Origin of the sequence: Nocardia sp. NPDC058705 (assembly GCF_042749305.1) — a bacterium.
In the GTDB taxonomy this organism is placed as follows: Bacteria; Actinomycetota; Actinomycetes; order Mycobacteriales; family Mycobacteriaceae; genus Nocardia.
On the sequence record NZ_JBHYRN010000031.1, the window covers coordinates 32,302 to 57,955 of the forward strand.

General features: G+C 66.9%; 25 protein-coding genes. 10 read left to right on the forward strand and 15 right to left on the reverse strand.

The window, feature by feature from the left end; translation table 11 throughout:
• Positions 1–13: 13 nt before the first annotated feature.
• Positions 14–1,210 (forward strand): saccharopine dehydrogenase family protein, encoded by a 1,197-nt coding sequence (locus tag ACFW6D_RS27265; RefSeq protein ID WP_379332726.1) that lies wholly within the window; start codon positions 14–16, stop codon positions 1,208–1,210.
• Positions 1,211–1,263: 53 nt separating this feature from the next.
• Here ACFW6D_RS27265 and hsaB read toward each other — a convergent pair whose 3' ends face one another.
• From hsaB to hsaA, 4 genes are all read right to left on the reverse strand, one after another.
• Positions 1,264–1,830 (reverse strand): 3-hydroxy-9,10-secoandrosta-1,3,5(10)-triene-9,17-dione monooxygenase reductase subunit, encoded by a 567-nt coding sequence (hsaB, locus tag ACFW6D_RS27270; RefSeq protein WP_379332728.1) that lies wholly within the window; start codon positions 1,828–1,830, stop codon positions 1,264–1,266.
• A 17-nt stretch (positions 1,831–1,847) separates the two neighbouring features.
• The gene (gene hsaC, locus ACFW6D_RS27275; RefSeq protein ID WP_379332730.1) at positions 1,848–2,756 is read right to left on the reverse strand and encodes an iron-dependent extradiol dioxygenase HsaC; all 909 of its coding nucleotides are present in this window, start codon (positions 2,754–2,756) and stop codon (positions 1,848–1,850) included.
• Positions 2,753–3,616 (reverse strand): 4,5:9,10-diseco-3-hydroxy-5,9,17-trioxoandrosta-1(10),2-diene-4-oate hydrolase, encoded by an 864-nt coding sequence (gene hsaD / locus ACFW6D_RS27280; protein WP_379332732.1) that lies wholly within the window; start codon positions 3,614–3,616, stop codon positions 2,753–2,755. Before hsaD ends, hsaC begins: the two co-directional genes overlap by 4 nt.
• 71 nt (positions 3,617–3,687) lie before the next feature.
• The gene (hsaA, locus tag ACFW6D_RS27285; RefSeq protein ID WP_379239413.1) at positions 3,688–4,851 is read right to left on the reverse strand and encodes a 3-hydroxy-9,10-secoandrosta-1,3,5(10)-triene-9,17-dione monooxygenase oxygenase subunit; all 1,164 of its coding nucleotides are present in this window, start codon (positions 4,849–4,851) and stop codon (positions 3,688–3,690) included.
• 194 nt (positions 4,852–5,045) lie between these two features.
• Between hsaA and ACFW6D_RS27290 the strand changes: the two genes are divergently transcribed.
• Positions 5,046–6,215, forward strand: a complete 1,170-nt coding sequence (locus ACFW6D_RS27290) for a Rieske 2Fe-2S domain-containing protein (RefSeq protein WP_379332734.1) — start codon at positions 5,046–5,048, stop codon at positions 6,213–6,215.
• 1 nt (position 6,216) lies between these two features.
• Complete coding sequence (locus ACFW6D_RS27295) at positions 6,217–6,633, forward strand: hypothetical protein (RefSeq protein WP_379332736.1); 417 nt, start codon at positions 6,217–6,219, stop codon at positions 6,631–6,633.
• Here the strand turns inward: ACFW6D_RS27295 and ACFW6D_RS27300 are convergent, their stop codons facing one another.
• From ACFW6D_RS27300 to ACFW6D_RS27330, 7 genes are all read right to left on the reverse strand, one after another.
• Positions 6,634–7,383, reverse strand: a complete 750-nt coding sequence (locus ACFW6D_RS27300) for a DUF427 domain-containing protein (RefSeq protein ID WP_379332738.1) — start codon at positions 7,381–7,383, stop codon at positions 6,634–6,636.
• A 146-nt stretch (positions 7,384–7,529) separates the two neighbouring features.
• Entirely contained in the window at positions 7,530–8,585 is a 1,056-nt protein-coding gene (locus ACFW6D_RS27305) for an acyl-CoA dehydrogenase family protein (RefSeq protein WP_379332740.1), read from the reverse strand.
• A gap of 221 nt (positions 8,586–8,806) precedes the next feature.
• Positions 8,807–10,012 carry an acyl-CoA dehydrogenase family protein gene (locus ACFW6D_RS27310; protein WP_379332742.1) on the reverse strand — a complete coding sequence of 402 codons (1,206 nt, stop codon included), beginning with the start codon at positions 10,010–10,012 and terminating at the stop codon, positions 8,807–8,809.
• Positions 10,009–10,374: a hypothetical protein gene (locus ACFW6D_RS27315; RefSeq protein ID WP_379332744.1), complete on the reverse strand. Its 366-nt coding sequence runs from the start codon at positions 10,372–10,374 to the stop codon at positions 10,009–10,011. The genes ACFW6D_RS27310 and ACFW6D_RS27315 overlap by 4 nt, the downstream gene beginning before the upstream one ends.
• Positions 10,371–11,513, reverse strand: coding sequence for an acyl-CoA dehydrogenase family protein (locus tag ACFW6D_RS27320; RefSeq protein WP_379332745.1), 1,143 nt, complete (start codon positions 11,511–11,513; stop codon positions 10,371–10,373). The genes ACFW6D_RS27315 and ACFW6D_RS27320 overlap by 4 nt, the downstream gene beginning before the upstream one ends.
• Positions 11,514–12,371 (reverse strand): enoyl-CoA hydratase, encoded by an 858-nt coding sequence (locus tag ACFW6D_RS27325; protein ID WP_379332747.1) that lies wholly within the window; start codon positions 12,369–12,371, stop codon positions 11,514–11,516. It abuts the gene before it with no gap.
• Positions 12,368–13,966, reverse strand: coding sequence for a FadD3 family acyl-CoA ligase (locus ACFW6D_RS27330; RefSeq protein ID WP_379332748.1), 1,599 nt, complete (start codon positions 13,964–13,966; stop codon positions 12,368–12,370). The genes ACFW6D_RS27325 and ACFW6D_RS27330 overlap by 4 nt, the downstream gene beginning before the upstream one ends.
• A gap of 79 nt (positions 13,967–14,045) precedes the next feature.
• On the opposite strand from ACFW6D_RS27330, the gene ACFW6D_RS27335 reads away from it, so the two are divergent.
• The 5 genes from ACFW6D_RS27335 to ACFW6D_RS27355 all read left to right on the forward strand — a co-directional run bounded on the left by ACFW6D_RS27335 (position 14,046) and on the right by ACFW6D_RS27355 (position 19,998).
• A complete protein-coding gene (locus ACFW6D_RS27335; protein WP_379332750.1) occupies positions 14,046–15,227 on the forward strand; it encodes an acyl-CoA dehydrogenase family protein in 1,182 nt (393 codons plus the stop codon).
• 62 nt (positions 15,228–15,289) lie between these two features.
• Positions 15,290–16,075 carry an SDR family oxidoreductase gene (locus ACFW6D_RS27340; protein WP_379332791.1) on the forward strand — a complete coding sequence of 262 codons (786 nt, stop codon included), beginning with the start codon at positions 15,290–15,292 and terminating at the stop codon, positions 16,073–16,075.
• Between the two features lie 46 nt (positions 16,076–16,121).
• Positions 16,122–16,730: a TetR/AcrR family transcriptional regulator gene (locus tag ACFW6D_RS27345; protein ID WP_379332752.1), complete on the forward strand. Its 609-nt coding sequence runs from the start codon at positions 16,122–16,124 to the stop codon at positions 16,728–16,730.
• A 36-nt stretch (positions 16,731–16,766) separates the two neighbouring features.
• Positions 16,767–17,921, forward strand: a complete 1,155-nt coding sequence (locus ACFW6D_RS27350) for an acetyl-CoA C-acetyltransferase (protein WP_379332793.1) — start codon at positions 16,767–16,769, stop codon at positions 17,919–17,921.
• A gap of 115 nt (positions 17,922–18,036) precedes the next feature.
• The gene (locus ACFW6D_RS27355; protein ID WP_379332753.1) at positions 18,037–19,998 is read left to right on the forward strand and encodes a molybdopterin-dependent oxidoreductase; all 1,962 of its coding nucleotides are present in this window, start codon (positions 18,037–18,039) and stop codon (positions 19,996–19,998) included.
• 173 nt (positions 19,999–20,171) lie between these two features.
• Here ACFW6D_RS27355 and ACFW6D_RS27360 read toward each other — a convergent pair whose 3' ends face one another.
• The 4 genes from ACFW6D_RS27360 to ACFW6D_RS27375 form a co-directional block, all read right to left on the reverse strand.
• Positions 20,172–21,257, reverse strand: a complete 1,086-nt coding sequence (locus ACFW6D_RS27360) for an NAD(P)H-dependent flavin oxidoreductase (RefSeq protein ID WP_379332755.1) — start codon at positions 21,255–21,257, stop codon at positions 20,172–20,174.
• A 106-nt stretch (positions 21,258–21,363) separates the two neighbouring features.
• Positions 21,364–22,152 (reverse strand): CoA-transferase subunit beta, encoded by a 789-nt coding sequence (locus ACFW6D_RS27365; protein WP_379332757.1) that lies wholly within the window; start codon positions 22,150–22,152, stop codon positions 21,364–21,366.
• Positions 22,149–23,036 carry a CoA transferase subunit A gene (locus ACFW6D_RS27370; RefSeq protein WP_379332794.1) on the reverse strand — a complete coding sequence of 296 codons (888 nt, stop codon included), beginning with the start codon at positions 23,034–23,036 and terminating at the stop codon, positions 22,149–22,151. The genes ACFW6D_RS27365 and ACFW6D_RS27370 overlap by 4 nt, the downstream gene beginning before the upstream one ends.
• Complete coding sequence (locus tag ACFW6D_RS27375) at positions 23,033–23,797, reverse strand: enoyl-CoA hydratase family protein (RefSeq protein ID WP_379332759.1); 765 nt, start codon at positions 23,795–23,797, stop codon at positions 23,033–23,035. The genes ACFW6D_RS27370 and ACFW6D_RS27375 overlap by 4 nt, the downstream gene beginning before the upstream one ends.
• 70 nt (positions 23,798–23,867) lie before the next feature.
• Here ACFW6D_RS27375 and ACFW6D_RS27380 point away from each other — a divergent pair, with 70 nt between their 5' ends.
• Positions 23,868–24,644, forward strand: coding sequence for an SDR family oxidoreductase (locus ACFW6D_RS27380; RefSeq protein WP_379332761.1), 777 nt, complete (start codon positions 23,868–23,870; stop codon positions 24,642–24,644).
• 44 nt (positions 24,645–24,688) lie between these two features.
• Positions 24,689–25,600 (forward strand): SDR family oxidoreductase, encoded by a 912-nt coding sequence (locus ACFW6D_RS27385; protein WP_379332763.1) that lies wholly within the window; start codon positions 24,689–24,691, stop codon positions 25,598–25,600.
• The last annotated feature ends 54 nt before the right edge of the window (positions 25,601–25,654 follow it).

Consider the following 25,654-nt stretch of genomic DNA (forward strand, 5'->3'; position numbering starts at 1 on the left):
AGGGGAGGCAGCCATGCGAGTTCTCGCGCTGGGCGGGGCAGGGGAGATGGGTCGGGTCGCCGCGCGCATCATGCACGGCGACGACCAGGTGACCGCACTGACGATCGCCGACCGGGACGGAGTGGCGGCGCGCGCACTCGCCGATGAATTGGGCGCTACGGCCTGTCGGTTAGATGCCACCGACGGCCCGGCGCTCGCGGCCGCGATGGGCGAGGCCGACCTGGTGGTGAACACCGTCGGCCCGTACTTCCGCTTCGGCCCGCCGATCCTGGCGGCGGCGATCGCCGCACACTGCGACTACATCGACATCTGTGACGATCCGCAGCCGACCCTGGAAATGCTGGACATGGACGCACAAGCCCGGGCGGCGGGGGTGACCGCGCTGGTCGGTATGGGCGCCAGCCCCGGCATCGCCAATCTGCTCGCCATGCTGGCGGGCCGGGAGCTGGACCGGGTCGACTCAGTGGTCACCGGCTGGAACATTCACTCCGCGCACACCGAACCGGCCGGTCCGGGCGCGAGCGCGGCCGTGGTCCACGGCATGCTGCAGATCGCCGGCGACATCCCGGTCATCCGCGACGGCCTGCGCACGCAGCGCCCAGCGCTGGAACGGATGCGCATCGACTATCCGGGACTCGGCACCGGCGAAGGCCGCAGCTTCGGGCACCCGGAAGCGATCACTGTCTCCCGCGCTTTCCCCGAACTCCGCGACGCGACGACAGTGGTCGTCGGCGACCGCTCGACCTCAGCCGCGCTGCTGGCATTGCGTTGGGCGATGGGAAAGCGCCTGCTGACCCTCGATCAGGCGGCAGCGCTGGCTGCCCGCGTCGAACGATTCCTGCCCGCTGACCCGGCGAAACTGATCACCGCCGGCGGCCTGCCGCCCCTGTTCGCCGTCGCGACCGGTCTGCGCGAGGGGATCACCGCGACCGCCGCCACGGCACTGTGCCAAGTCCCCGGCCTCAGCATGGCCGACAACACCGGCGTGCCACTGGCGGTCGCAGCGCTGTTGGGGTCGAAGAACCCTGGCGTCCACACACCGGAGACGCTGCTCGATCCGCACGAATTCTTCGCCGCGTTCGCCCCGCACTGTCTCGGAGCACCGCACCCGGCCGCGATGACGGTCACCACCCGCAGCTGGTCAACCGAGAAGGACAACACCGCAGCACTGTCGTCCGCATTGCTGACGGCATTGCTCACCACGAAATGAGCTGACGGCCGGACGAACTCGACAGCGGCGGGCCGAGTGCCGGTCGGACGGATTCACAGCCAGGTGTCGAGGCTGGTGGTGGTGAGGAAGTGGTCGAGATCGGCGCGCCAAGGGGCGGGGGTGGTTTTGTCGGGTTCGATGCCGGTGTATTGGCCTCGATAGAAGAGGAGGGGGCGGCCTGCGGTGGTGGCTGATTCCGAGAGGGCGTGAACCCGCCCGATGACGATGTAGTGGTCGCCACCGTCGACAACGGAGTCGACCGTGCACTCGATCGTGGCGAGCGAATCATCGAGCACCGGCACGCCGAGTTCCGATGTGCGCCAACCGACTCCGGTGAACTTGTCCGGTTCGCGCGAACCGAAGCGGGCGCAGACCGGCTGTTGATCCTCGGAGAGGACGTTCACGCAGAACTTGCCCGCCGCCTCGATCGCCGCCCACGAGCGCGAGCCCTTGGTGGGGCAGAACAGGACAAGGGGCGGGTCGAGGGAGAGGGCGGCGAAGGACTGGCAGGCGAACCCGATGGGTGCACCGTCCGGATCCAGCGCGGTGATCACGGTGATGCCAGTGCAGAACTGTCCCAGCACGGTGCGGAACTGCCTGCCGTCGATCTGTTCGGTCATGTCCTTCGCCGCCGTTCCTATTGCTGCTTGAATCCGACAGTGAAGTCGTGACCCCACAGGCTGACCGCGGTCGATTCGCGGGCGACCCAGTCGTGGTCGTCGACTTCCAGTCCCTCGCAACCGAATTCGATGTCGAAGCCGCCGGGAGTCTTCATGTAGAACGACAGCATCTTGTCGTTGATGTGCCGGCCGAGGGTGGCCGACATCTTCACCTTCTTGCGGTTGGCGCGGTCCAGGCAGAGGCCGACATCGTCGGAGTTCTCCACCTCGACCATGAGGTGCACGATGCCGGTCGGATTCGGCAGCGGCAGGAATGCCAGCGCGTGATGGCGCGGGTTGCAACCGTAGAAGCGCAGCCAGGCCGGGTCGCCGTCGGCGGGGCGGCCCACCATCTGCGGTGGCAGTCGCATGGAATCGCGCAGCCGGAAGCCGAGGACGTCCTGGTAGAACGCCTGTGCCGCAGCGTCGTCGGTGCAGGTCAGCACCACGTGGCCGAGGCCCTGCTCGGCGGTGACGAACTTGTGGCCGTAGGGGCTCACGAAGCGGCGGCCGAGGTATTGCGCGCCGTAGAACGCCTCGAGGGTGTTCCCGGACGGATCCTGGAACCGGATCATGCCCTCGACACGACGCTCACCCAGCTCGTCCTTGGTGCCCTCGGTGAAGGCCACCCCGGCCTTGTCCAGGGTCTCCCGCAGCTGCTGCAGGCCGCGGGCATCGGTGACCTCCCAGCCCGAGACCAGCAGCCGGTCCTGCTCGCCGGGCACGATCACCAGCCGCGCCGCGAAGTCGTCCATCCGCAGGTAGAGCGCGTCGGGATTCAGCCCGGTGCCCTCCATCATGCCGAGCACCTTGAGGCCGTATTCGCGCCAGGCCGCCATGTCGGTGGCCTCGATGCGCATGTAGCCGAGGGCACGAATACTCATCACTTCTCCCCGAGGAAATCGACCGTGAGCCGGTTGAACTCGTCGAACTTCTCCAGCTGCGCCCAGTGTCCGCAGCCACCGAATACGTGCAACTGAACGCGTGGGATCACCTTGGTAGCTACGAGCGCGCCGTCCAAGGGGTTCACTCGATCCTCGCGACCCCAGATCAACAGCACCGGCTGACGCAGCTTGTAGGCGTCGCGCCAGAGCATCCCCTTCTCGAAATCGGCACCGGCGAAGGACTTGCCCATCGCCCGCATCGCCGCCAGCGATTCGGGGCTACTGGCGAGCGCGAACCGCTCGTCGATCAGCTCGTCGGTGACCAGCGACTGGTCGAAGACCATGATCCGCAGGAACTTCTCCAGGTTGTCCCTGGTCGGTTCGTAGGTGAACTTCGAGAGAAGCTTCACGCCCTCGGTGGGGTCGGGTGCGAACAGATTCGTGCTCAGCCCACCCGGACCCATCAGCACGAGTTTGCCTGCGCGCGTGGGGTGATCGAGCGCGAACCGCACCGAGGCGCCGCCGCCGAGCGAGTTGCCGAGCAGGTGCACCCGGTCGGTGATCTCGAGGTGATCGAGCAGCGCGAGCAGAGCCTCGGAGCTGTGTACGAAGTACTGCGGGTGATCAATCGGCTTGTCGGACTTGCCATATCCCGGCTGATCGGGCGCGATCACGTGAAAGTGCTGCGCCAGCACGGGGATATTGCGGGCGAAGTTCGACCAGGCCGAAGCGCCGGGTCCGCCGCCGTGCAACAGTACGATCGTGGGACCGCTCCCGGCTTCGTGATAGTGCAGCTTCAGCGAGGGAGTGACCTGCGCGAAGCGTGAGGTCGATTCGTAGGTGAGTTCAGCGGTCTGGGTCATCGGTGGCACCCTCCGGCGGTGACCTGCGCCGCGGTCGATTCGACGGTGAGTTCAGAAGTCCGGTTCATCGGCTACACCATGGCGTCGGTGACGGGCAGCCCGAACTCGTGCGTGCCGTACATGACGTAGGCGCGCTCGGGGTCGTTTGCCGCGTGTACCCGTCCGGCGTGCGCGTCACGCCAGAAACGTTGCAGTGGAGTGCCATTGGCGAGCGCAGTCGCGCCGGAGGACTCAAAGAGCTTGTCGATCGAGGCGATCACCCGACCGGTCGAACGCACCTGATCGCGCCGAGCCCGCACCCGCAGGTCGAACGGCACCTCCTCGCCGGCCAGCAGCAGCGCGTACTCCTCGGCGACATTGCCCGACAGCTGACGCCACGCGGCGTCGATATCGCTGGCCGCCTCGGCTACACGCACCTTGGCGAACGGATCGTCCTTGGCGTTCTCGCCGGCGTAAGCCGCGCGCACCCGCTTGCCCTGATGCTCGACATGCGCCTCGTAAGCGCCGTAACCCATGCCCACAATCGGTGCGGAGATCGTGGTGGGGTGCACGGTGCCCCATGGCATCTTGTACACGGCATCGGTGTTCTGCTCGAGCCCGGGCGCACGACCCTCGCTCATCGCACGGAAGCTCAGGAACCGGTGCGACGGCACGAAAACGTCCTCGACGACAACGGTGTTGGAGCCGGTCCCACGCAGGCCGACGACGTTCCACACGTCATCGATGCGGTAGTCCGAACGCGGGATCAGGAAGCTGCCGAAGTCGACCGGCTTGCCGTTCTTGATCACCGGCCCGCCCAGCACCGCCCAGGTCGCGTGATCCGAACCCGAGGACCAGGCCCACGAGCCGCGCACGATGTACCCACCGTCGACAGCTTGGCCCGCACCCATCGGCGCGTACGAGGACGAGATGCGCACATCGGTGTCCTCGCCCCAAACATCTTGCTGCGCTTGCTGATCGAAGAGCGCGAGGTGCCAGTTGTGCACCCCGATGATGCCCGCCACCCAGCCGGTGGAACCACACGCGCTGGCGATCTTGCGCACGCTGTCGTAGAACACCACCGGGTCAGCGGCATGGCCGCCCCACTGCGTGGGCTGGAGCAGCCGGAAGAAACCGGTCTCCTGCAGCGCCTTCATGGATTCCTCGGGAATGCGGCGCAGGTCCTCGGCCTCCTGCGCGCGTTCACGCAGCGTCGGCAGCAGTGCCTCGACCCGCATCGTCACTTCTTGCGTCATTTGGGAGCCCGCTCCTGCCTGTGTCAGATCGACAACCGGTTCTATTCGTCTCTGAGATTAGAACAGGTTCTCATTTCTGTCGAGAAGATCGCCCTACCTCGGATATAACAGGGGTCAACGGAGAACTTCGCTGGATAACTGGCGTGAAGCGGCTCTGTTTTGTAACGTGTTCTAGTGAACGAGGAGGGTTCGATATGGCAGGCAAGGTGAGGGAACTCGATGTCGGCGCACCGCCGACGCGGTTCGCGCGCGGCTGGCACTGTGTAGGCCTGGCGTCGACGTTCCGTGATGGCAAACCGCACGCAGTCGAGATCTTCGGTACCAAGCTCGTCGTGTGGACCGATACCGACGACCAGATCCGCGTGCTCGACGCCTACTGCAGGCACATGGGCGGCGACCTGAGCATGGGCACGGTGAAGGGCGACGACATCGCCTGCCCGTTCCACGACTGGCGCTGGGGCGCGAGCGGCAAGTGCACCGCGATCCCGTACGCGCGCCGCGTTCCGCCGCTGGCCCGCACCAGGAAGTGGACCACGCTGGAACGCAACGGTCAGCTGTTCGTCTGGCACGACCACGAGGGCAACGAGCCCCCCGCCGAGGTCACGATCCCGCACATCGAGGGCCCGTACACCGACGCGCAGGGCAACCCCACCGAGACCCTCGACAGCGGCTGGACCGACTGGACCTGGAACTCGCTGCTCATCGAGGGCGCCAACTGCCGCGAGATCATCGACAACGTCGTGGACATGGCGCACTTCTTCTACATCCACTACGCCTTCCCGACGTACTTCAAGAACGTCTTCGAAGGCCATGTGGCGACGCAGTTCCTGGAGACCAAGGGTCGCCCGGACGTCGGCATGGCGGCCAAGCACGGCGGTGACACGCTGCTGAAGTCGGAGGCGTCCTACTTCGGGCCGTCCTACATGATCAATCCGCTGATCAACATCTACAGCGGTTACGAGATCAAGATCCAGCTGATCAACTGCCACTACCCGGTCAGCCAGGACTCGTTCGTGCTGCAGTGGGGCCTGACCGTCGAGAAGCCGAAGGGCATTCCCGACGACGCCGCGCAGAAGCTGGCCGAGACGATGACCAAGTTCTTCGGCGACGGCTTCCTGCAGGACGTGGAGATCTGGAAGCACAAGTCCAAGGTCGAGAACCCGCTGCTCTGCGAGGAGGACGGCCCGGTCTACCAGCTGCGCCGCTGGTACGAGCAGTTCTACGTCGACGTCGCCGATGTCACCGAGAAGATGACCCAGCGCTTCGAATTCGAGGTCGACACGACCAAGGCGAATCAGGCGTGGGAGGCCGAGGTGGCGGAGAACCTGCGCCGCAAGGCCGAATCCGAGGGAGCGGGCGTCTGAGATGAGCTCGAGCGAGCCGCAAAAGTCCGGCGATCCGTCGCGGCTCGCTTCTGCCGAGCCCGGGTCGGGTGAGTCCTCGCAGGGGCCTCGCCCGACCTGGGCCAAAGCGCCCGATTTCGCTGATCGGCCCGCCCTGCAGGCGGCGGTCCGGGCGCAAACCGTGGTCGACAAACAGCATTACCTCGACACAGGTCTGACGCCGCTGCGGTGTCAGACCTGTTCGGCGCAGGTGCTGGTACGTAAGTCGAGCGCGCACCAGACTTCGGTGCAGTGGACCGAACGGCCCGACGCGCACTGCCCGGTTTTCGCGCAGTTGTCCGAACACGGTGCGCGGCCCGGTAGGCCGGAATCGTGTCCGTCGCTGGAGAAGTCGATCAAGTGGGCGGTCGACGAGGGTGTACTCGACGTCGGCGAATAGTCAGCCGAACGGTGTGTGCGGGCGATCCTGGCGCACTCCGTCGAGGTGGATGTCGACCTTCTCGTTGTAGAAGCACGCCAGCCCGGCGACCTTCTGACTCTCCGGCAGCGGCGTGCGATAGATCCAGACTATGTCGGCGTGCTCGGTCTCGCCGATCTGCACGTTCCAGTAGTCGGCGGTGCCCTTGTACGGGCAGCTGGTGTGTGTGTCCGACGGGGTCAGCAGATCCATCCGCACATCGGTCAGCGGCAGGTAATACCTTGCGGGCAAACCGGTTTCGAACAGGATGCGCGGCGAATGCGAATCCGCGACGGTGACTCCGTCGATCTCGACACGTACGTGCCGGGAGCTACCGAGAATGTCCACCCGCGAATACGGGTCGCGCGGATGCACGAAAACCTGCTCGTCCTCTTCGAACCAGTCGAACGCGGCGATATCCAGTCGCACAGCATCTTTCAGCTCCGCCAGCGGCGAATCGAGATAGCGCAGCGCCGCACCTTCCGCGCGCAGGCCATCTATGGCGACGTCGTAGCCGGTCGCGTCGCCACGGCTGGGGGAGTGCTCGGTGCTTCCGTTCGGGTCCAGGTCGGCGCGCACATCGGTGAGCGGCACGTAGTAGGTCGGGTAGTAGGGGACTTCCCAGACCAGCAGGGGCCGCAACGTGTCGGCCACCAACTTCCCGCGCAGGTAAACCCGCACCCGCTTCTGCCCGGTCTCCACCTTGACGCGCCCGCGTCGGTCATCGGCCATGCCATCGACGCTACGCCTGTGCGCCATCGGTGTCCGCCCTGAAAACACCGGCGTAATCACGCAAACCGGCCTCGCAGAATCAGAATTCTGACTGGAACGCGACGAATTGCGTGATTACGCCGGAGGAAGGCCGCTGATGGATGGGCCTATGACGCGACAACGGCCGGGCGGCGGGCCGTGCCGAACAGTTCGGCGGTGGCGTGGGCTCGTTTGAAGTAGAGGTGGGCGTCGTGTTCCCAGGTGATGGCGATGCCGCCGTGCAGCTGGATGGTCTCGGCGGCGACCGTGGAGAACGCCTCCGGGCAGTGTGCGCGGGCCACCCAGACGTCCTCGGCGGCGGAGGGGCTGTCCTCGGCGACGGCCTGCGCCGCGGCAAGTGCTGCCGATTCGGCGGACTCGACCAGCACATACAGGTCGGCCATTCGATGCTTAAGCGCCTGGAAGCTGCCGATCGGCCGTCCGAACTGCACTCGGGAGGCCGTGTATTCGACGGTCATCTCGAGGCAGCGCCGAGCCGCGCCCACCTGCTCGGCTGCTAGTGCAGCCCAAGCGATTTCGCGCAATCGCTTGCGCAGGACGACCGGATTGCCGGCACCGATCGCCGTTGCCGGAGTGTTGGTGAAGGTGATGGTGGCGAGTCCGCGGGTGGGGTCGAGTGCGGGGGTTGGGGTGATGGTGACGCCGGGAGCGTTCGCTGTTGTCTCGAACAATCCGTCGTCGGTGAGCACCAACAGCAAGTCGGATTGCGCGCCGTGCAGCACGTAATGAACTGTGCCGCTGAGTTTCCCATCGGTCATCACGGCCCCGACCGAATCCCATCCCCCGGCATCGGCCCAGCACAGGGCGGCCGTTCGCGACCCGTCCGCGAGGTCCGGCAGCAGCCGCGCACAAGCCTGCTCATCGCCCGACAACAACACCGCCTGCACCCCGAGCACCGCCGACCCGAGCATCGGCACCCCGCTGAGTACCCGCCCCAATTCGCTGACAACCATGAGCGATTCGACCAACCCGGCCCCCGCGCCGCCCCATTCCTCCGGCACCGCGAGTGCGGCCACCCCGACCTGCTCACACAGCATCCGCCACAACTTCGGGTCGTACCCGAGGTCGGATTCCATCCCGGTACGCAGCGCGGCCGAGGTGGCGTGCTTGCCGAGCAGGGCCCGGATGGAAGCCCGGAATTCGAGCAGTTCATTCGATGTCATGGGAGTTCCTTACAGGGCTCGGCGTTGGCGGCCGGATCTTCGGAGAAGGTGGGGAGTGCGTCGGCTGCGGTTCGGCGCCGATCCGGAGCACACCTGCGGCGGGTGCTCCAGCTATCGGCGTCCCGTGATGTGGGCCCCCGCTGGATCGTTGAAACTGGCCGACGCGTTCCACCGGCGCCCGAGCAGCGGACGTCGGGCGGAACGACGGTGGCATCCTTGCCTCAGTTCGTCGACGCGACTGGGGTGGCGAACCGCAAAGCCGAGGCGATTCGGCCACGGTGGAAATCAGCTGTGCCCCAGGCGGTTCGCAGTGCGGCGACCTTGGTCAGCCACAGCGACAGGTCGAATTCCGCGGTGTAGCCGATGGCGCCGTGCACCTGGAGTCCGGCGCGTGCGGCGCGGTGGGCCGCATCGCCGCAGGCCACGACGGCCGCCGAGACGTCGCGGGCGCGGTCGCTCGATTCCAGGGTGAGCGCCGCGCGGTACAGCAGCGGCTCGGCCAAATCCAGCGCGATCAGCACATCGGCGAGTTGCTGCTTCACCGCCTGGAATTCACCGATCGCACGCCCGAACTGCTTGCGCTGCTTGGCATAACCGGTGGTCTGCTCGAGAATCGCCCGACCCGCACCGAGAAGCTGCGCTGCGCAAGCCAGCACGCCGACATCGAAGGCGTAATCAATGGCCGCTCCGACCCCGGGCCCATCAGCGACCAGCTCGTCGGCGATGACCCGAACCAGGATGCGGGCGGGGTCGATCGAAGTCACCGCTCCCGAGGTCCCCGTCCCCGAGGTCCCGGCGCCCGAAGTCGCCGCCTCTGTCTTCGGCGCGGCGCGCACATGCGTCTGTCCGGCGGCTGAACCGACGGTGGCCGCGCGCGGGTTCCGGTCGCGGGTCGACTCGCTGGCTCCTGCGGCCGCCCCGGAGTCCTCGAGTTGGGGCGAACCATCGGCTCCTGGGTCGGTCGACCGATGCCCGAGCATCAGTCGACCGTCGACGGTCATGAGCACCGGCTCGGCGATATCGGCGTCGAGGGCGACGGCGCGTTGCAGCTCGAAGGTGATGGTGCCGAGCGCATCGCCGCTCGCGAGCGCGGGCAACCACCGCTGCGCCGCCGAGGAATCCGGAAGTCGTTGCAGCAGCGCGGGAATCACGGCGGCAGTCTCGATGACCGGCCCGAAAACAGCGCCGCGCCCGAGTTCGATCAGCGCGACGACGAGATCAACCGGGGTCGCATCCGCCCCGCCGTACTTCTCGTCGACGATCAATCCGAACACGCCCATGTCGGCGACCTGCCGCAGCAGCGCGCGCCCCTTGGCAGGATCGCCGGCGGCCCAAGCGCGCACCGCGGCGGGCACCTGACCCGCGTCGAGAATCTTGCGCAGCTCGCCGGCGAAATCGAGCTGTTCGGTACTGAGCGCGAATCTCATCGCATACCTCCAATATTCGGAAGGGCGATTCGGCCCAAGTGAGTGCCGGCCACGCCGATCGACCCAGCGGTTTCGCCGGGTAGCGCCACGGCGCGCCCATCCGTGCCGCTGGGTAGCGCTACGACGTGGTGGTCGGTGCCGCTGGGTAGCGCTACGACGTGGTGGTCGGTGCTGACGGGTAGTGCCACCGTGTCGCGGACCGTGCTGACGGGTAGTACCACCGTGTCGCGGGCGGTGTCGACGGGCAGGGATATCGCCTGGAGGCCGCCGTCGGTCGGCGGGATCGGGTCCATGGTGCGGTCGCGCTCGCTTCTGAGCTGGGCGGTCCGCAGTTCCAGCTGGATCATGAAGTGCACGTTCATCGCTTGCTCTCCCGCGGCAGGCCGAGGATGCGTTCGGCGATGATGTTGCGCTGGATCTCGTTGGTGCCCGCGTAGATCGGGCCCGAGAGCGAGAACAGGTAGCCGTCGGTCCAGGCGCTGCGCTGTTCGGCGGCGGCGCCGAGCAGGTCGAGCGCTGTCTCGTGCATGGAGATATCCAGCTCGGACCAGAACACCTTGGTGATCGACGATTCCGCGCCGAGTTGCCCGCCGTCTTGGAGGCGGGTGACGGTGCCGAAGGTGTGCAGGCGATAGGACTCGGCGCCGATCCAGGCGTCCACCACCGCATTTCGGGCGGCGGTGTCGGTGGGTTCGGCGGTCTCGGTCCACAGGTCGATGAGCCGCTGCGCTGTGGCGCTGAACCGTCCAGGGCTGCGTAGCGACAGGCCACGCTCGTTCGACGAGGTCGCCATCGCGACGCGCCAGCCCTCGTTCACCCCGCCGATCACATCGCGATCCGGCACGAAAACGTCGTCGAGGAAGATCTCCGCGAAGCCGGGTTCGCCGTCGAGCTGGGGGATGGGCCGCACGCTCACACCTTCGGCGGTGAGGGGGAACATCACGTAGGTCAGCCCGTGGTGACGTTGCGCCTCGGGATCGCTGCGGAACAGCCCGAACGCCCAATCCGCGAAGGACGCACGGGAACTCCACGTCTTCTGGCCGTTGAGCAGCCAACCACCTTCGGTGCGTCGAGCGGTCGAACGCAGGCTCGCGAGGTCGCTGCCCGCCTCGGGTTCCGACCAGGCTTGCGCCCAGATGTCGTCACCGCGGGCCATGCGCGGCAGGATCCGTGCGAGTTGTTCGGGGGTGCCGTGCTCGAACAGGGTCGGCGCCAGCAGGAAGATGCCGTTCTGCGCAACCCGCCCCGGCGCCCCGGCGGCGTAGTACTCCTGCTCGAAAAGCACCCATTCGAGAATCGACGCGTCCCGCCCGCCGAACTCACGCGGCCACGAAACGGCGGACAACCGCGCCTCAGCCAGCTTGGCTTCCCATTCCCGATGTGCGGCAAAGCCTTTCGCGGTATCCATCGACGGCAACGGCTCGGGCGGGACGTTGGCGGCGAGGAACGCGCGCACCTCCAGCTGGAATTCCCGGGCAGCCGGGTCGATCTCTAGATCCACTTACTTCGTCCCGTTCTGTTCGGTCGAGCCTGCCTTCATCGAGCGGGCATTCATCCCGCCGAGCGAGTCGGCACCGACTTCGGCATTGTGGGCGTGCGCGAAATGGTGCAGCCCGAAAACCGAGTCCATGCCGCTGCGCATCCCCATCAGATCCTCGGCCTGGTTGACGGCCTTCTTGGTGAGCGTCAACCCGAATTGCGGCATGGCGGAGATCTTTTCGGCCAGGCCCATCACTTCTGCCTCGAGCTCGTCGCGCGGCACGACCCGGTTGACCATGCCCCACTCCTTGGCCTGCGCCGCTCCGAACCGATCACCGGTGAACAGGAACTCCTTGGCCGCACGCGGACCCATCACCCACGGATGCGCGAAATACTCGACGCCCGGAATGCCCATCCGCACAACCGGATCGGAGAAGAACGCGTCATCGGAACAGACGATCAAGTCGCATACCCAGGCCAGCATCAACCCGCCCGCGATGCACGCGCCCTGCACCATCGCCACCATCGGCTTGGGGATTTCCCGCCAGCGCCTACACATTCCGAGATACACCTCGGACTCGCGCGCGAACCGCTGATCACCGCCGGGGCGATCGATGTGGTCCCACCACAGCGCGGCCTTGTTCTCGAAGTGCACATCGTGATCGCGCCCCGGCGTGCCGATATCGTGCCCGGCACTGAAGTGTTTTCCGTTGCCCGCCAGCACGATCACCTTGACCTCGGGATCCTCGACGGCGCGCACGAAAGCGGCATCGAGGGCGTAGGTCATCTTCGAGTTCTGCGCGTTGCGGAAATCGGGCCGATTCATGGTGACCACGGCGACCGACCCACGCACCTCATAGGTGACAACCTCGGAACTCACGACTTCTCCTCACGTAGCTCACGCTTGAGCACTTTGCCCGCTGCGCTGTAGGGCAGCTGGTCGCGGAACTCGACAAGCCTCGGAACTTTGAAATTCGCCAATTGCCCTGCAGCGAAGGTGATTACCTCATCGGCGGTCAGCGTCGACGAGGCCTTGCGCACGACAACGGCCTTGCCGACCTCGCCCATGCGCTCGTCGGGCACGCCGATCACCGCGGACTCGGCCACACCGTCGAGCCTGGCCAGGGTCTGTTCGATCTCGGCGGGATACACGTTGAACCCGCCGGTGATGTACATGTCCTTGAGCCGGTCGGTGATCTTCAGGTAGCCGCGCTCGTCGACGACGCCGATGTCGCCGGTGTGCAGCCAGCCGTCGGCGTCGATGGCCTCGGCGGTGGCCTCGGGGTCGTCGAGGTAGCCGAGCATCACGTTCGGCCCGCGCAGCAGCACCTCACCCTCGTCGGACAGTCGCAGCTCGAAACCAGCGATCGGTCGCCCGCAGGTGCCCGCGATGGTGGCGGCATCGTCGTCGGCCCGGCACATCGTCCCGAACCCGGAAGCTTCCGACAGGCCGTAACCCGTGACGACAACGTCGAATTCGAGTTCGTCACGCATCCGTTCGACCAGCACCACCGGCACGGTCGCGGCACCGGTGACGGCCACCCGCAGCGAGCTCAGATCGCGTCCGGTTCGCGAGGGATGGTCGAGCAGGGTCTGATAGATCGTGGGCGGTCCGGGCAGGACCGTCACGCCTTCGGCCTCGATCAGCGAGAGCGTGGTCGGCACATCGAAACTGGCCTGCGGAATGATCGTGGCCCCGGTGACCAGGCACGCGAGAATCCCCGCCTTGTACCCGAAGTTGTGAAAGAACGGGCTCACCACCAGATACCGGTCCCCGGCCCGCACCGTCGTGCACTCCACCCACCCGCGCACCACATCGAGCGCCTGCCGGTGCGCCACGAGCGTGCCCTTGCTGCGGCCGGTGGTGCCGGAAGTGAACAGGATGTCGGCGATGTCATCGGGCGAGACCTGCGCGGCCCGTTCCTCGCTCGCCGCGTCGGAGACGGTCTCCGCGCATTCGAGCAGCTCTGCCCAGGTCAGTGTGGCGGCACCGATCCCGAAGTCGGCTGGTTGCGACGGGGGTCGCGCGGTCGTAGTTGTCGAGCCACTGGCGTTCTCGACCGGGACCACCACGACGGTCCCGATGCCCAGCTCCGGCGCCTCGGCCAGCAGTTCGGCCGCCCGATCGCGACCGAGGAAGGCCCCGGCGACGAACAGCGCCTTCGCGTCCACACGTGACAGCACATCGACCGCCTCGGCCACCACATAGCGGGTGTTCAACGGAACCAGCGCGGCCCCGACCGAATGCGCGGCCAGCGCGGCGATCACCCAGTGGTGGGTGTTCGGCGCCCACATCGCGACCCGATCGCCGGGGGAGATGCCGCGCGCGATCAGCGCGCGGGCGGTGATGCGCACCTGGGCGAGCAGTTCGGACCAGGTCAGGCGGGTCGTGCCGTCGATCAGGGCCGGTTCGTGCGGATGCGTCGCGGCGACTTGTCGCAGCGCCTGCGGGGTGGTGTGTGCGGGGGTTGTCACGGGGTCCTCACCGTAGTGCGGTCGCTGTTCTTGACGAAGCAGCCAACAAAGCAAGTGCTTGGTAGGTTATCCTACCGACGTGGGCGTGATCCAGACCTCAGATTCCGATACCGCGATCTCCGATGCGGAGTTTTGCGCGGAAATACGCGATTGGCTTGCCGAAAATCTTGCGGGCGAGTTCGCTGACCTGCGCGGAACCGGCGGACCGGGCCGCGAGCACGAGTTCTTCGAAGAGCGGCTCGCCTGGGATCGCCACCTCGCGAAGGCGGGCTGGACTTGCCTCGGCTGGCCGGTCGAACACGGCGGCCGCGGCACAAGCGTGCGTCAACAGGTGATCTTCCATGAGGAATACGCGAAGGCGGATGCTCCCGCGCGGGTCTCGCACGTGGGCGAGGAACTGCTCGGCCCGACGCTGCTCGCCTTCGGCACCGAGGACCAGAAGCAGCGATTCCTGCCCGGCGTTCGCTCGGTCGGCGAGCTGTGGTGTCAGGGATATTCCGAACCGGGTGCGGGCTCCGACCTCGCCGCGGTCGCCACCACCGCCCGCCTCGACGGCGACAAATGGGTGATCAACGGCCAGAAGATCTGGACCTCCCTGGCCCACGTCGCCGACTGGTGCTTCGTGATCGCCCGCACCGAACGCGGCTCGACCAGGCACAAGGGCCTGTCCTACCTGCTGGTTCCGATGAACCAGCCCGGCATCGAAGTACGGCCGATCGAACAGCTCACCGGCACTTCGGAATTCAACGAAGTGTTCTTCGACAACGCCGTCACCGACGCAAACCTCGTCGTCGGCGAACCCGGCGACGGCTGGCGAATCGCTATGGGCACCTTGACCTTCGAGCGCGGCATCTCCACCCTCGGACAGCAGATCCGCTTCGCGCGCGAACTCGCCGACATCGAAGAGTTGGCGAAAAGAACCGGCGCCGCCGACGACCCGATCGTCGCCGCCCGCCTCGACCGCGCCTTCGTCGGCCTCAAAGTTCTACGCGCCCACGCCCTGCGCACGATGAGCGAGGGCGACGCCGGCGGCGCCTCGGTGTCGAAGTTGTTGTGGGCCAACTGGCATCGCGATCTGGGCGAACTGGCGATGGCCGTCCAAGGCGCGGCAGGCCTTGTCCTAGGCCCCGACGACATGACCGCATGGCAGCGGCTGTACCTGTTCAGTCGCGCCGACACGATCTATGGAGGTTCGAACGAAGTGCAGCGCAACATCATCGCCGAGCGTGTGCTCGGTCTGCCGCGAGAGGCCCGCCCGTGAGTGCGCACAACCCCACTGCGGGCGAACAGTCGAGCCCGGCCTATTCGGGTGCGAAGAAGTCACTGTCGATCGCGCCCGCCTCGATTCCTGGCCACGGCCTGCTCATCGGTCGAACGGCCGTGATCACCGCCGCCGCGGGCACCGGCATCGGCTCGGCCACGGCACGCAGGCTTCTCGAAGAAGGTGCTGATGTCGTCGTCTCGGATTGGCATGAACGTCGCCTCAACGAGACCGCCGAACTGCTGGCCAAGGAATTCCCGGAGCGTCGGGTCGGCGCGGTGGTCTGCGATGTTCGCGACACCGCGCAGGTCAACCAGCTGATCACCGCTGCCGCCGCCGAACTCGGCCGGATCGACATCATGGTCAACAACGCGGGCCTCGGCGGCGAGACCCCGGTCGTCGACATGACCGACGAGCAGTGGGACCAGGTCCTCGACATCACCCTCACCGGCACCTTCCGCTGCACTCGTGCGGCCCTCACGTACTTCCGAGGCGCGGGCCACGGCGGCGTGATCGTCAACAATGCCTCCGTCCTCGGCTGGCGTGCCCAGCACGGCCAAGCCCACTACGCCGCCGCGAAAGCCGGCGTGATGGCACTGACCAGGTGCAGCGCTGTCGAAGCCGCCGAATTCGGCGTGCGAATCAACGCCGTCGCGCCGAGCATCGCCCGCCACCCGTTCCTCGACAAGGTGAGTTCCACCGAACTGCTCGACTCGCTCAGTGAGCGTGAGGCTTTCGGCCGCGCCGCCGAACCATGGGAGGTCGCGGCAACGATCGCCATGCTGGCCAGTGACTACACCTCGTATCTGACCGGCGAGGTTGTCTCGGTGAGCAGTCAGCGCGCATGATCACCGGGGCGGGCTCACCTGAACCAAGCAAGTGCTTGGTTGTACGATGACGAGTGTGACCGCAGCCGACACCAAACGCACCCGCCGCGCCGAACTGCTCGACCTCGCCGCCGACCTGTTCGCCGAACGGGGCCTGCGCGCCACCACCGTGCGCGATATCGCCGACTCGGCAGGCATCCTCTCGGGCAGTCTCTACCACCACTTCGACTCCAAGGAATCGATGGTCGACGAGATCCTGCGCGGCTTCCTCGACGACCTGTTCGGCCGCTACCGCGAGATCGCCACGGCCGGACTGAGTTCGCGAGACACCTTGGAAGCCTTGGTGATCGCCTCCTACGAGTCCTTCGACCGCCACCACGCCGCGGTCGCGATCTATCAGGCCGAGGCCAAGAACTTGCGTGACGTGGAACGTTTCGCCTACATCCGTGACTTCAACATCGAGTTCCGCGAACTGTGGCACCGGGTGCTCACCACCGGCGTCGCCGACGGCAGCTTCCGCCCCGAACTCGACGTGGAACTCGCGTTCCGCTTCCTGCGCGACACCGTGTGGGTGGCGGTGCGCTGGTACACCCCCGGTGGCCCGATCACCGTGAAAAACCTTGCCCAGCAATATCTCACCATCGTGCTCGACGGGCTCACCATGCCCCACGCTTAGGAGTTCTCCATGACCGATCGCCGCCCCTACACCCCGGTGCGGGAAGCCTATGTGATCGACGCGGTGCGAACCGCGGTCGGCAAACGCAACGGCGCCCTCGCCGACGTGCACCCGGCCGACCTCGGCGCCGCCGCCCTGCGCGGACTCGTCGAACGCACCGGCATCGACCCGGCCGTGGTCGACGATGTGATCGTCGGCTGTGTCGACAACATCGGTCCGCAGGCGGGCAATATCGGCCGCACCATGTGGCTGACCGCTGGTTTCCCGGAAGAGGTTCCCGGCGTCACCGTCGACCGGCAGTGCGGGTCGAGTCAGCAGGCGATCAACTTCGGTGCCCAGGCCATCATGAGCGGCACCGCCGAGGTGATCGTCGCGGGCGGCGTGCAGAACATGAGCGCCATCCCGATCTCGGCCGCCATGCTCGCCGGTAAGGAATACGGCTTCGACTCCCCGTTCGTCGGCGCCACCGGCTGGGATGAGCGCTACGGCACCGGCGAGGTCTCGCAGTTCCGCGGCGCCGAACTGATCGCCGAGAAGTGGGGCATCACCCGCGAAGACATGGAGCAGTGGGCGCTGCGCAGCCACACCCGCGCCCGTGCGGCCATCGCGGAGGGCCGCTTCGATGCCGAGATCGTGCCGGTCGGCGACTTCACGGTCGACCAGGGCCCGCGCGAGACCAGCCTCGAGAAGATGGCGACCCTGCAGCCCCTGAGCGAGGGCAGCCCCCTCACCGCAGCGGTGGCCAGCCAGATCTCCGACGGCGCCAGCGCGACGCTGCTCGCCTCGGAGTGGGCGGTGCGCGAGTACGGCCTCACCCCCCGCGCGCGGATCCACCACGTCAGTGCCCGCGGTGCGGACCCGATCTTCATGCTCAGCGCCCCGATCCCGGCGACCCAGTGGGCACTGGAGAAAACCGGCCTGACCATCGACGACATCGACGTCATCGAGATCAACGAGGCCTTCGCGCCGGTGGTGCTGGCCTGGATCAAGGAGATCGGCGCCGATCCGGCGAAGGTGAACGTCAACGGCGGGGCGATCGCGCTCGGCCACCCGCTCGGCGCGACCGGCGCGAAACTCTTCGCCACCCTGCTCCACGAACTCGAGCGGGTGAACGGTCGCTACGGGCTGCTCACCATCTGCGAGGGTGGCGGCACGGCGAACGTGACGATCATCGAGCGCCTCGACGCATAAGAGACCGGCGTAATCACCCACTTCGTGCCGTTTCAATCAGAATTCTGACTGAAACGAGCCGAAGTGGGTGATTACGCCGGTGCATCGCCCGCGCCCGGTGCCTACGATTGGTCCAATGAAGGTGCTCGGCGCATGCCCGCTCGACTGCCCCGACGCGTGCTCGTGGGTGGTGACCGTCGAAGACGGCGTCGCCACCGGCCTGCGCGGGAACAAGGAACACCCGGTCACGCGCGGTGCGCTGTGCGTGAAGGTGAACCGGTATCTCGAGCAGGTCGGTGCGCCGGACCGGCTGAGGTACCCGATGCGCCGGGTCGGGCCGAAGGGCTCCGGACAGTTCGAGCGGATCAGCTGGGACGAAGCGCTCGACGAGATCGCCACCAGGGTCACCGGCATCATCGACGAATTCGGCGGTGAGGCGATCTGGCCGTTCCACGGAACCGGCAGCCTGGGGTACATCCAAGGCATGGAAGGCTTTCCGGGCCGCCGGATGTTCAACCTGCTCGGGGCCTCGCATCACGCACCGACGATCTGTTCGGTCGCTGGCGGCGCCGGCCTGAGCTACACCCTCGGCACGTCCGGTGGGATGGATCCCGAGGACTTCGCGAAGTCGAAACTGATCCTGCTGTGGGGCACCAACCCGCTCACCTCCGGCCACCACCTGTGGAAATTCATCCAGGACAGCGGCGCCTACCTGGTCTCCATCGACCCCGTCCGCACCAAGACCTCCGAGCGCTGCGACGAACACCTCGCCCCGCTGCCCGGCACCGATGCGGCGCTGGCGCTGGGTTTGCTGCACGTCGTGGTGTCGCTGGGTGCGCAGGACGATGAGTTCATCGCCGAGCACACCGAGGGCTGGCCCGAATTCCGCGACGTCATCGAGGAATACACACCCGAACGTGTTGCCGCGATCACGGGACTGCGCGAGGAGCAGATCATCGCGCTCGGTGAGCGGATCGCCCACACCAGGCCGACCGCCATCCGCGCGTCGCAGGGCATGCAGCGGCACGCGGGCGGCGGTATGGCGCTGCGGATCCTCGGCTGCCTGCCCGGCGTCACCGGTGACTGGTCGATACCCGGTGGGGGACTGCACTATTCGACGAGCGGACACTTCCGCCTCGACGATGCCGCACTGCGCCGCGACGACCTGCTGCCGCGCCCGGTCCGCACCCTGTCGATGACCAGGCTCGGCGAAGCCTTGCTCGAGACCGATGGTCCGCCGGTCAAGGCATTGTTCGTGATCGCGGCGAACCCGGTCGGTTCCAATCCTGATCAGCGTCGCGTGATCGAGGGCCTGTCCCGCGAAGACCTCTTCACCGTGGTCCTCGAACACGTCGGCACCGACACGGTCGACTACGCCGACATCGTCCTGCCCGCCACGATGCAGCCCGAACACCTCGACGTGCTCGCGGGTTACGGACACCTCTACCTGATCTGGAACGAGCCCGCCGTCGAGCCGCCCGGCGAATGCCTGTCCACCACAGAGACTTTCCGCCGGCTCTCGCAGCGCCTCGGTCTCACCGAGTCCGCGCTCTACGACTCCGACGAGGAGCTGGCTCGACAGCTGCTCAAAGGCTATGACCTCGAACGCCTCCGCGCGGACGGATTCCTGAAGGTGCAGGCGGGTCCTGTTCCGGCTGGGAAACTCCAATTCGTTTCCACCAGAGCGGAACTGGCAGGCCATGACCCGATGCCGACCTACACCCCGCCCGCCGACCCCGGCGACGGCCTGGTGCTGATCTCGGCTGCCTCGCACTACTTCCTGAACACGATCTTCGGCTCCAATCCCGAATTACGGCGTCGTGCAGGCGAATCCACGATCACCCTGCATCCCGATGATGCCGCCGCACGCGGTATCGCCGACGGTGTCGCGGTGGTCGTGTCGAACGACCGCGGCTCGTTCGAGGCCGTCGCCCAAGTCTCGGACCGGGTGCGACCCGGCGTCGCGGGCACGACCAAGGGCCGCTGGGCCAAGTTCACCGGCGGAGCCACCGTGAATGCCACTATCGCCGAACGAGATTCAGACTATGGCGGCGGCGCGGTCTTCCACGACAACCGCGTCGAAGTCGCACTGCGCTGATGTATCGCTGGTGAGGCGCCGCACACGGTGGATGGTTCCGTGACAACCCCATGTCAGTGAAAAGCGCCGGACCCTGCGCGCCGTGTCGGCGTCGCGCCTGGTCCGGCGCCCTCGTCACCCCAGCGAACTCGACGGACGCTCCAAGTCGTCGAGTCGGGGGAGCTCGAGATCGGTCAGCGAGTTTCGGTGGCGGGCTCGCTGGTCAGCGCGCCGATCGCCGCGATCCTCGCCACCGCGTCGGTGACGATCTGGTCGATCAGTTCCGCCACCGTCGGCAGGCTGTCGATGATGCCGGTGACTTGGCCTGCGGGTAGTACGCCGGCGTCCGTGCGACCCTCGACGAGACCGGCCTTGGTCAGCATGGCCGAGTTCGCGGCCATCACTACCTGAGACCAGCTGAGGTCCTTCGTCTTTCGCATCGCCAGGCCGTCGCGGGCCAGCGTCGACCACTTCATGCCGGTCATCGACTTGAACTTGGCCGCGTTCGACACCGCCGCTGAGAGGCCACGCCAACCGCCGGAGTGTTCGAGTCGGGTCACCAGTTCGGTGTTGAGCATGCGGTGGGGCATGCCGTCGACCTTGACCGACACGATGGTGTCCTGGAGGCCGCGGGCGAGGTATTCCTGCTTCACGGCTTCCGGGACGGTGCTCTCCTGGGTGAGCAGGAAGCGGGTGCCCATGGCGACGCCGGCCGCACCGTAGGACAGGGCGGCGGCCAGGCCGCGACCGTCGAAGAAGCCGCCTGCCGCGATCACGGGGATGTCGACGGCGTCGAGTACCGACGGCAGCAGCAGGGTGGTGGCGACGGGGCCGGTGTGGCCGCCGCCCTCGCCGCCCTGCACGATCACCGCGTCGGCTCCCCACGAGGCCACCTTCACCGCGTGCTTGGCCGCACCGATCGACGGAACAACAACGACACCAGCATCTTTGAGCCGGGCGATGAGTTCCTTCTTCGGCGCCAGCGCGAACGACGCGACCCGCACCTGCTCGCGGATGAGCAGTTCGATGCGCTCGGGAGCATCGGTGGCGTCGGCGCGGATGTTCACGCCGAAGGGCTTGTCGGTGAGCGACTTGGTCTTGGCGACCGCCGCCTCGAGTTCCTCGAAAGTCATTGTCGCTGAAGCGAGAATGCCGAGTCCGCCCGCGTTGGCGGTAGCCGCGACCAGCCGTGGCCCGGCGACCCAGCCCATCCCGGTCTGCACGATTGGATGCTCGATGCCGACCAGTTCGGTCAGGGGAGTCCGCAAGCGTGCGCTCATGCCGCTTCCTTTCCGCATGCTCGGCTGGCCCGGGGCCGGCCGCTCATGCTGTTTCCTTCGGGCAACCGATTGGCGTGGGTACGCGCCGCTGCCGACCGTTCACCGCTCACACCGTCACTTCCTTCTCACGGAAACCCTTGGGGTCGAGCATCGTTCGAATGATCCGCAGCTCGTCGTCCGTGGGCAGACGGCTCTCGCCCGCTTCGCCGAGCCCTGCGATCTCGAACGACGTGTTCTCGGCTACCTCGTCGGCGCTCACACCGGGATGCAGCGACAGCGCGCGCATCGTATGTTCGGGGCCGCCGAAGTCGAACACGCCCAGGTTGGACACCACCCGGTGCAGATGGTGGAAGCGGTAAGCCGGGTTGGTCGGGTCGACCTTGTCGTAGCCGATGCCGGACACGATATCGACCTGCTCGCAGAACACCCGTGCGTTGTGCTTGGGGATGAAATAACTGGTCGCGTGGTTGATGGTGTTGCCGGGCGCGCCACGCACACCGAACATCTGCCGCGTCGGCTGCTGCAGCGGACCGAAGGCCGACAGGTTCTGATTGCCGAACCGGTCGATCTGATTGGCCCCCATCACTACATGGCGACGGCCCGAGGCGACCACGTCGAACACCCGCGAGAACGGAATCCAGCCCTCCACAGGAGCTTTCGCACCGATCGCAGGCACCTCGGCGAAGAACAGCGCCTCACCGTCGGACAGCAACAGATCCGGTTCGAAGGTGAGCCGGGCCAGCCGCGCGCCGGTGGTGGTGATCGTCGACATCGGGCTGGCCATGATCTCGCCGGCGCCACGGAAGATCTCCGCCGCCGCGACGACACACACTTCGGCGCGAGTGATGGGTCCGCCGGTTGTCGCGTCGGCCGCGCTCTGCGATGCGGAATTCATAGCTGCTCCTCGGCGAAAGTGGCGACGGCGGACTGGTATTCGTCTTCGGAGACATCCAGGTAGCGTGCCTTGAACTCGGCCCACGACTCCGGCGTCTTCGCGGCCGCCACGTAGTGTTTCTGAAACTTCTCGTCGCGCCCATAGCTGCCGGAGAAGGTGAAGTGCGCGCCGCCGGGTGACTCGATTACACCGTCGACCAACATGCGATTGAGGATGATCGCCTGCTGCGGAACCGCTTTCACCAGTTCTTCGGTCTCGACGATCCGATCCACCGAGACATAGCGGCGCTCAGCGGCCAAGCAGTACAGATCATCGAAGTACGGATCGACGCCCGTGTAGGCCGCGTTCCCGTGCTTGTCGGCCAGATCCAGATGCACGAGCGACGCATCGAGATTCAGCGCGGGCATCGCGACCAGGGTTTCGACGCGACCGTCGGCGGCGGGATACGGCGACGAAATGGTCTTCAGCTCGCCCTCCCAGAAGTCGAGCACCGCCGACCCGAGCCCGGCCCGGATCGGCAGGAACGGCAGTCGCGCGGCCGCCGCCTGCAGCCCGCACTTCACCATCCCCTCGTCCATCTCGCGCACCGTGAGCTCACCGGAGGTGCGGGCCTTCGCGAACCACGGATCGTAGAACGGCGCCGAATCCAGCGACACGAACCCGTAGTACGCCTTGCGGACCTTGCCCGCCGAACACAGCAGCCCCAGGTCGGGACCGCCATAGGTGACCACGGTCAGATCGGTGACATCCGAGCGCAGCAGCGCGCGCACCAGCGCCATCGGCTTGCGCCGCGAACCCCAGCCGCCGATCCCGATGGTCATGCCGCTGCGCAGCTCGCCGACCACCTCGTCGAGGGTCATTCTCTTGTCGCGCATGGCTTTCAGCTCTCCTTCTTCTGCGCGGCGAGATCGTCGTCGAAGCGCGCCCTGATCTCGTCGGCGACACCGGCGAGGTTGAGCTCCATCGTGAAGCCCTGTTCGTAGCGGTAGGAGCGGTGCACGTCCTGCACGTCGATGCCGTTGAGCGCGCGCTTGGCGGCCCGGATCACCCGGCCGTCCTTGTTCGCGATGTTCTTCGCGACTTCCATTGCGGCAGCGTCGAGTTCGGCGCGCGGCACGACCTTGTACACCGAACCGAAGTGGTGCAGCTGCTGGGCGGTGAGCTTGCCCGCGGTGTAGAACATGGTCCGCATCAGGTGCTGGGGGACCAGTCGCGCCAGGTGGGTCGCGGCGCCGAGCGCGCCACGGTCGACCTCTGGCAGGCCGAAGGTGGCGTCGTCGGAGGCGACGATGACGTCGGAGTTACCGACCAGGCCGATGCCGCCGCCGAGGCAGAAGCCGTTCACGGCGGCGACCACGGGCACCTCGCAGTCGTAGACCGCGGCGAAGGCCTCGAAGCAGCCGTGGTTGGCGCGGATCAGCGCGGTATGGCCGACGTCGGCGTTCATTTCCTTGATGTCGACGCCCGCGTTGAACCCGCGCCCCTCCGCGCGCAGCACGACCACCCGGGTCTCCTGGTTGCGGCCCGCGGCTCGCACGGCTTCGGCCAGCGCGAACCAGCCGTCCGAGGGCAGGGCGTTGACCGGCGGATAGTCGACTGTGACGACCTCGACCCCGTCGGCTTCGGTGTGACGGTTTATCCCCATCGCGATGTCTCCTCGTGCACGCCTCGGCGAACCCGAGACAAAGCAAGCAATTGCTTGGTAGGTTAACACGGTGGCTGTAGAAATCGACCTTTCCGGGCAGATCGTTCTGGTGACAGGCGGTGTGCGCGGCGTCGGCGCCGGAATCAGCCGCGCCTTCCTCGCCGCGGGTGCGACGGTGCTGACCTGCGCGCGCCGACCGGCCGACGAACCGATCGCCGTCGGCGACCGCAGTACCGAACACCTCACCTGCGATGTGCGCGACGTCGACGCGGTCTCGGCCATGTTCGCCGAGATCCAGTCCAGGCACGGCCGCATCGACCAGGTGGTGAACAACGCCGGCGGCGCGCCGTTCGCGATGGCCGACACCGCGAGCCCCAAATTCCACGTCAAGATCGTGGAGCTGAATCTGCTTGCGCCGCTGCTGATTTCCCAGCAAGCCAACGCCCTGATGCAGAAACAGGACACCGGCGGCTCGATCGTGATGATCACCAGTGTCAGCGGCCACCGCCCCTCACCCGGCACCGCCGCCTACGGCGCGGCCAAAGCAGGCCTGGACAACCTGGCCACCTCACTGGCTGTCGAATGGGCCCCGAAAGTCCGCCTCAACTCCGTCGTAGTCGGCCCCGTGGAAACCGAACTCAGCCACCTCCACTACGGCGACGCGGACGGAGTGGCAGCAGTCGCGAAAACTGTCCCCCTCGGCCGCCTCGCCACTCCCGCCGACGTAGGCAACGCCGCCCTCTTCCTGGCCTCACCCCTGGCAGCCCACATCAGCGGCGCCACCCTCCTCGTCCACGGCGGCGGCGAACGCCCCGCCTTCCTCGACGCCGCAAATGCCAACAACTAGTCCGACTTCGCGGCGTCAGCCGCCGATAAGCACAGGAGTTTCAGATGGATGACCAGTTGATCTGCGCCGGGCGCACTGTGATCGTGACCGGCGCGGGCCGGGGGATCGGTCGCGCCCACGCCCTCGCCTTCGCCGCAGCGGGCGCCCGCGTGGTCGTCAACGACGTCGGCACCGCACTCGACGGCGCCGCGACCACGGAAACCCCCGCCCAGCAGGTCGTCGACGAGATCGTCGCCGCCGGTGGCGAGGCCGTCGCCAACTACGACGACGTCGCCGACTGGGAGGGTGCGCACAGGCTCATCCACCAGGCCATCGACACCTTCGGCGGCCTCGACGTCCTGGTCAACAATGCCGGCTTCGTGCGCGACCGCATGCTCGTCAACCTCGGCGAGGAGGAATGGGACGCCGTCGTCCGCGTGCACCTCAAAGGCCACTTCGCCACCATGCGGCACGCGGCCGAGTACTGGCGGGCCGAGTCGAAAGCGGGCCGCCCGGTGGATGCCCGCGTGATCAACACCAGTTCCGGCGCCGGTCTGCAGGGCAGCGTCGGCCAGGGCAATTACGGCGCGGCCAAGGCGGGTATCGCGGGTCTCACACTCACCGCCTCGGCCGAGTTCGGGCGCTACGGCGTCACCGTGAACGCCATCGCCCCGGCTGCCCGCACCCGGATGACGGAAACGGTCTTCGCCGACACCATGGCGGCTCCCGACGCAGGCTTCGACGCGATGGCTCCGGAGAACATCTCGCCGCTGGTGGTATGGCTCGGCAGCACCGAATCAGCCGGGGTGACCGGCCGGATGTTCGAGGTCGAAGGCGGAAAAGTCGCGTTGGCGCAGGGCTGGCTGCACGGCACCCCGGTCGATCGTGGCGCCCGCTGGAACCCCGCTGAGCTGGGTCCGGTCGTCAAAGAATTGATCGAGAAGAGCACTCCGCCGGAGCCGGTTTACGGTGCATAGCAAACTTTGAGGTGTGGGTCCGGAGAAATGTCCTCGGCCTGCACTTATGGCAAG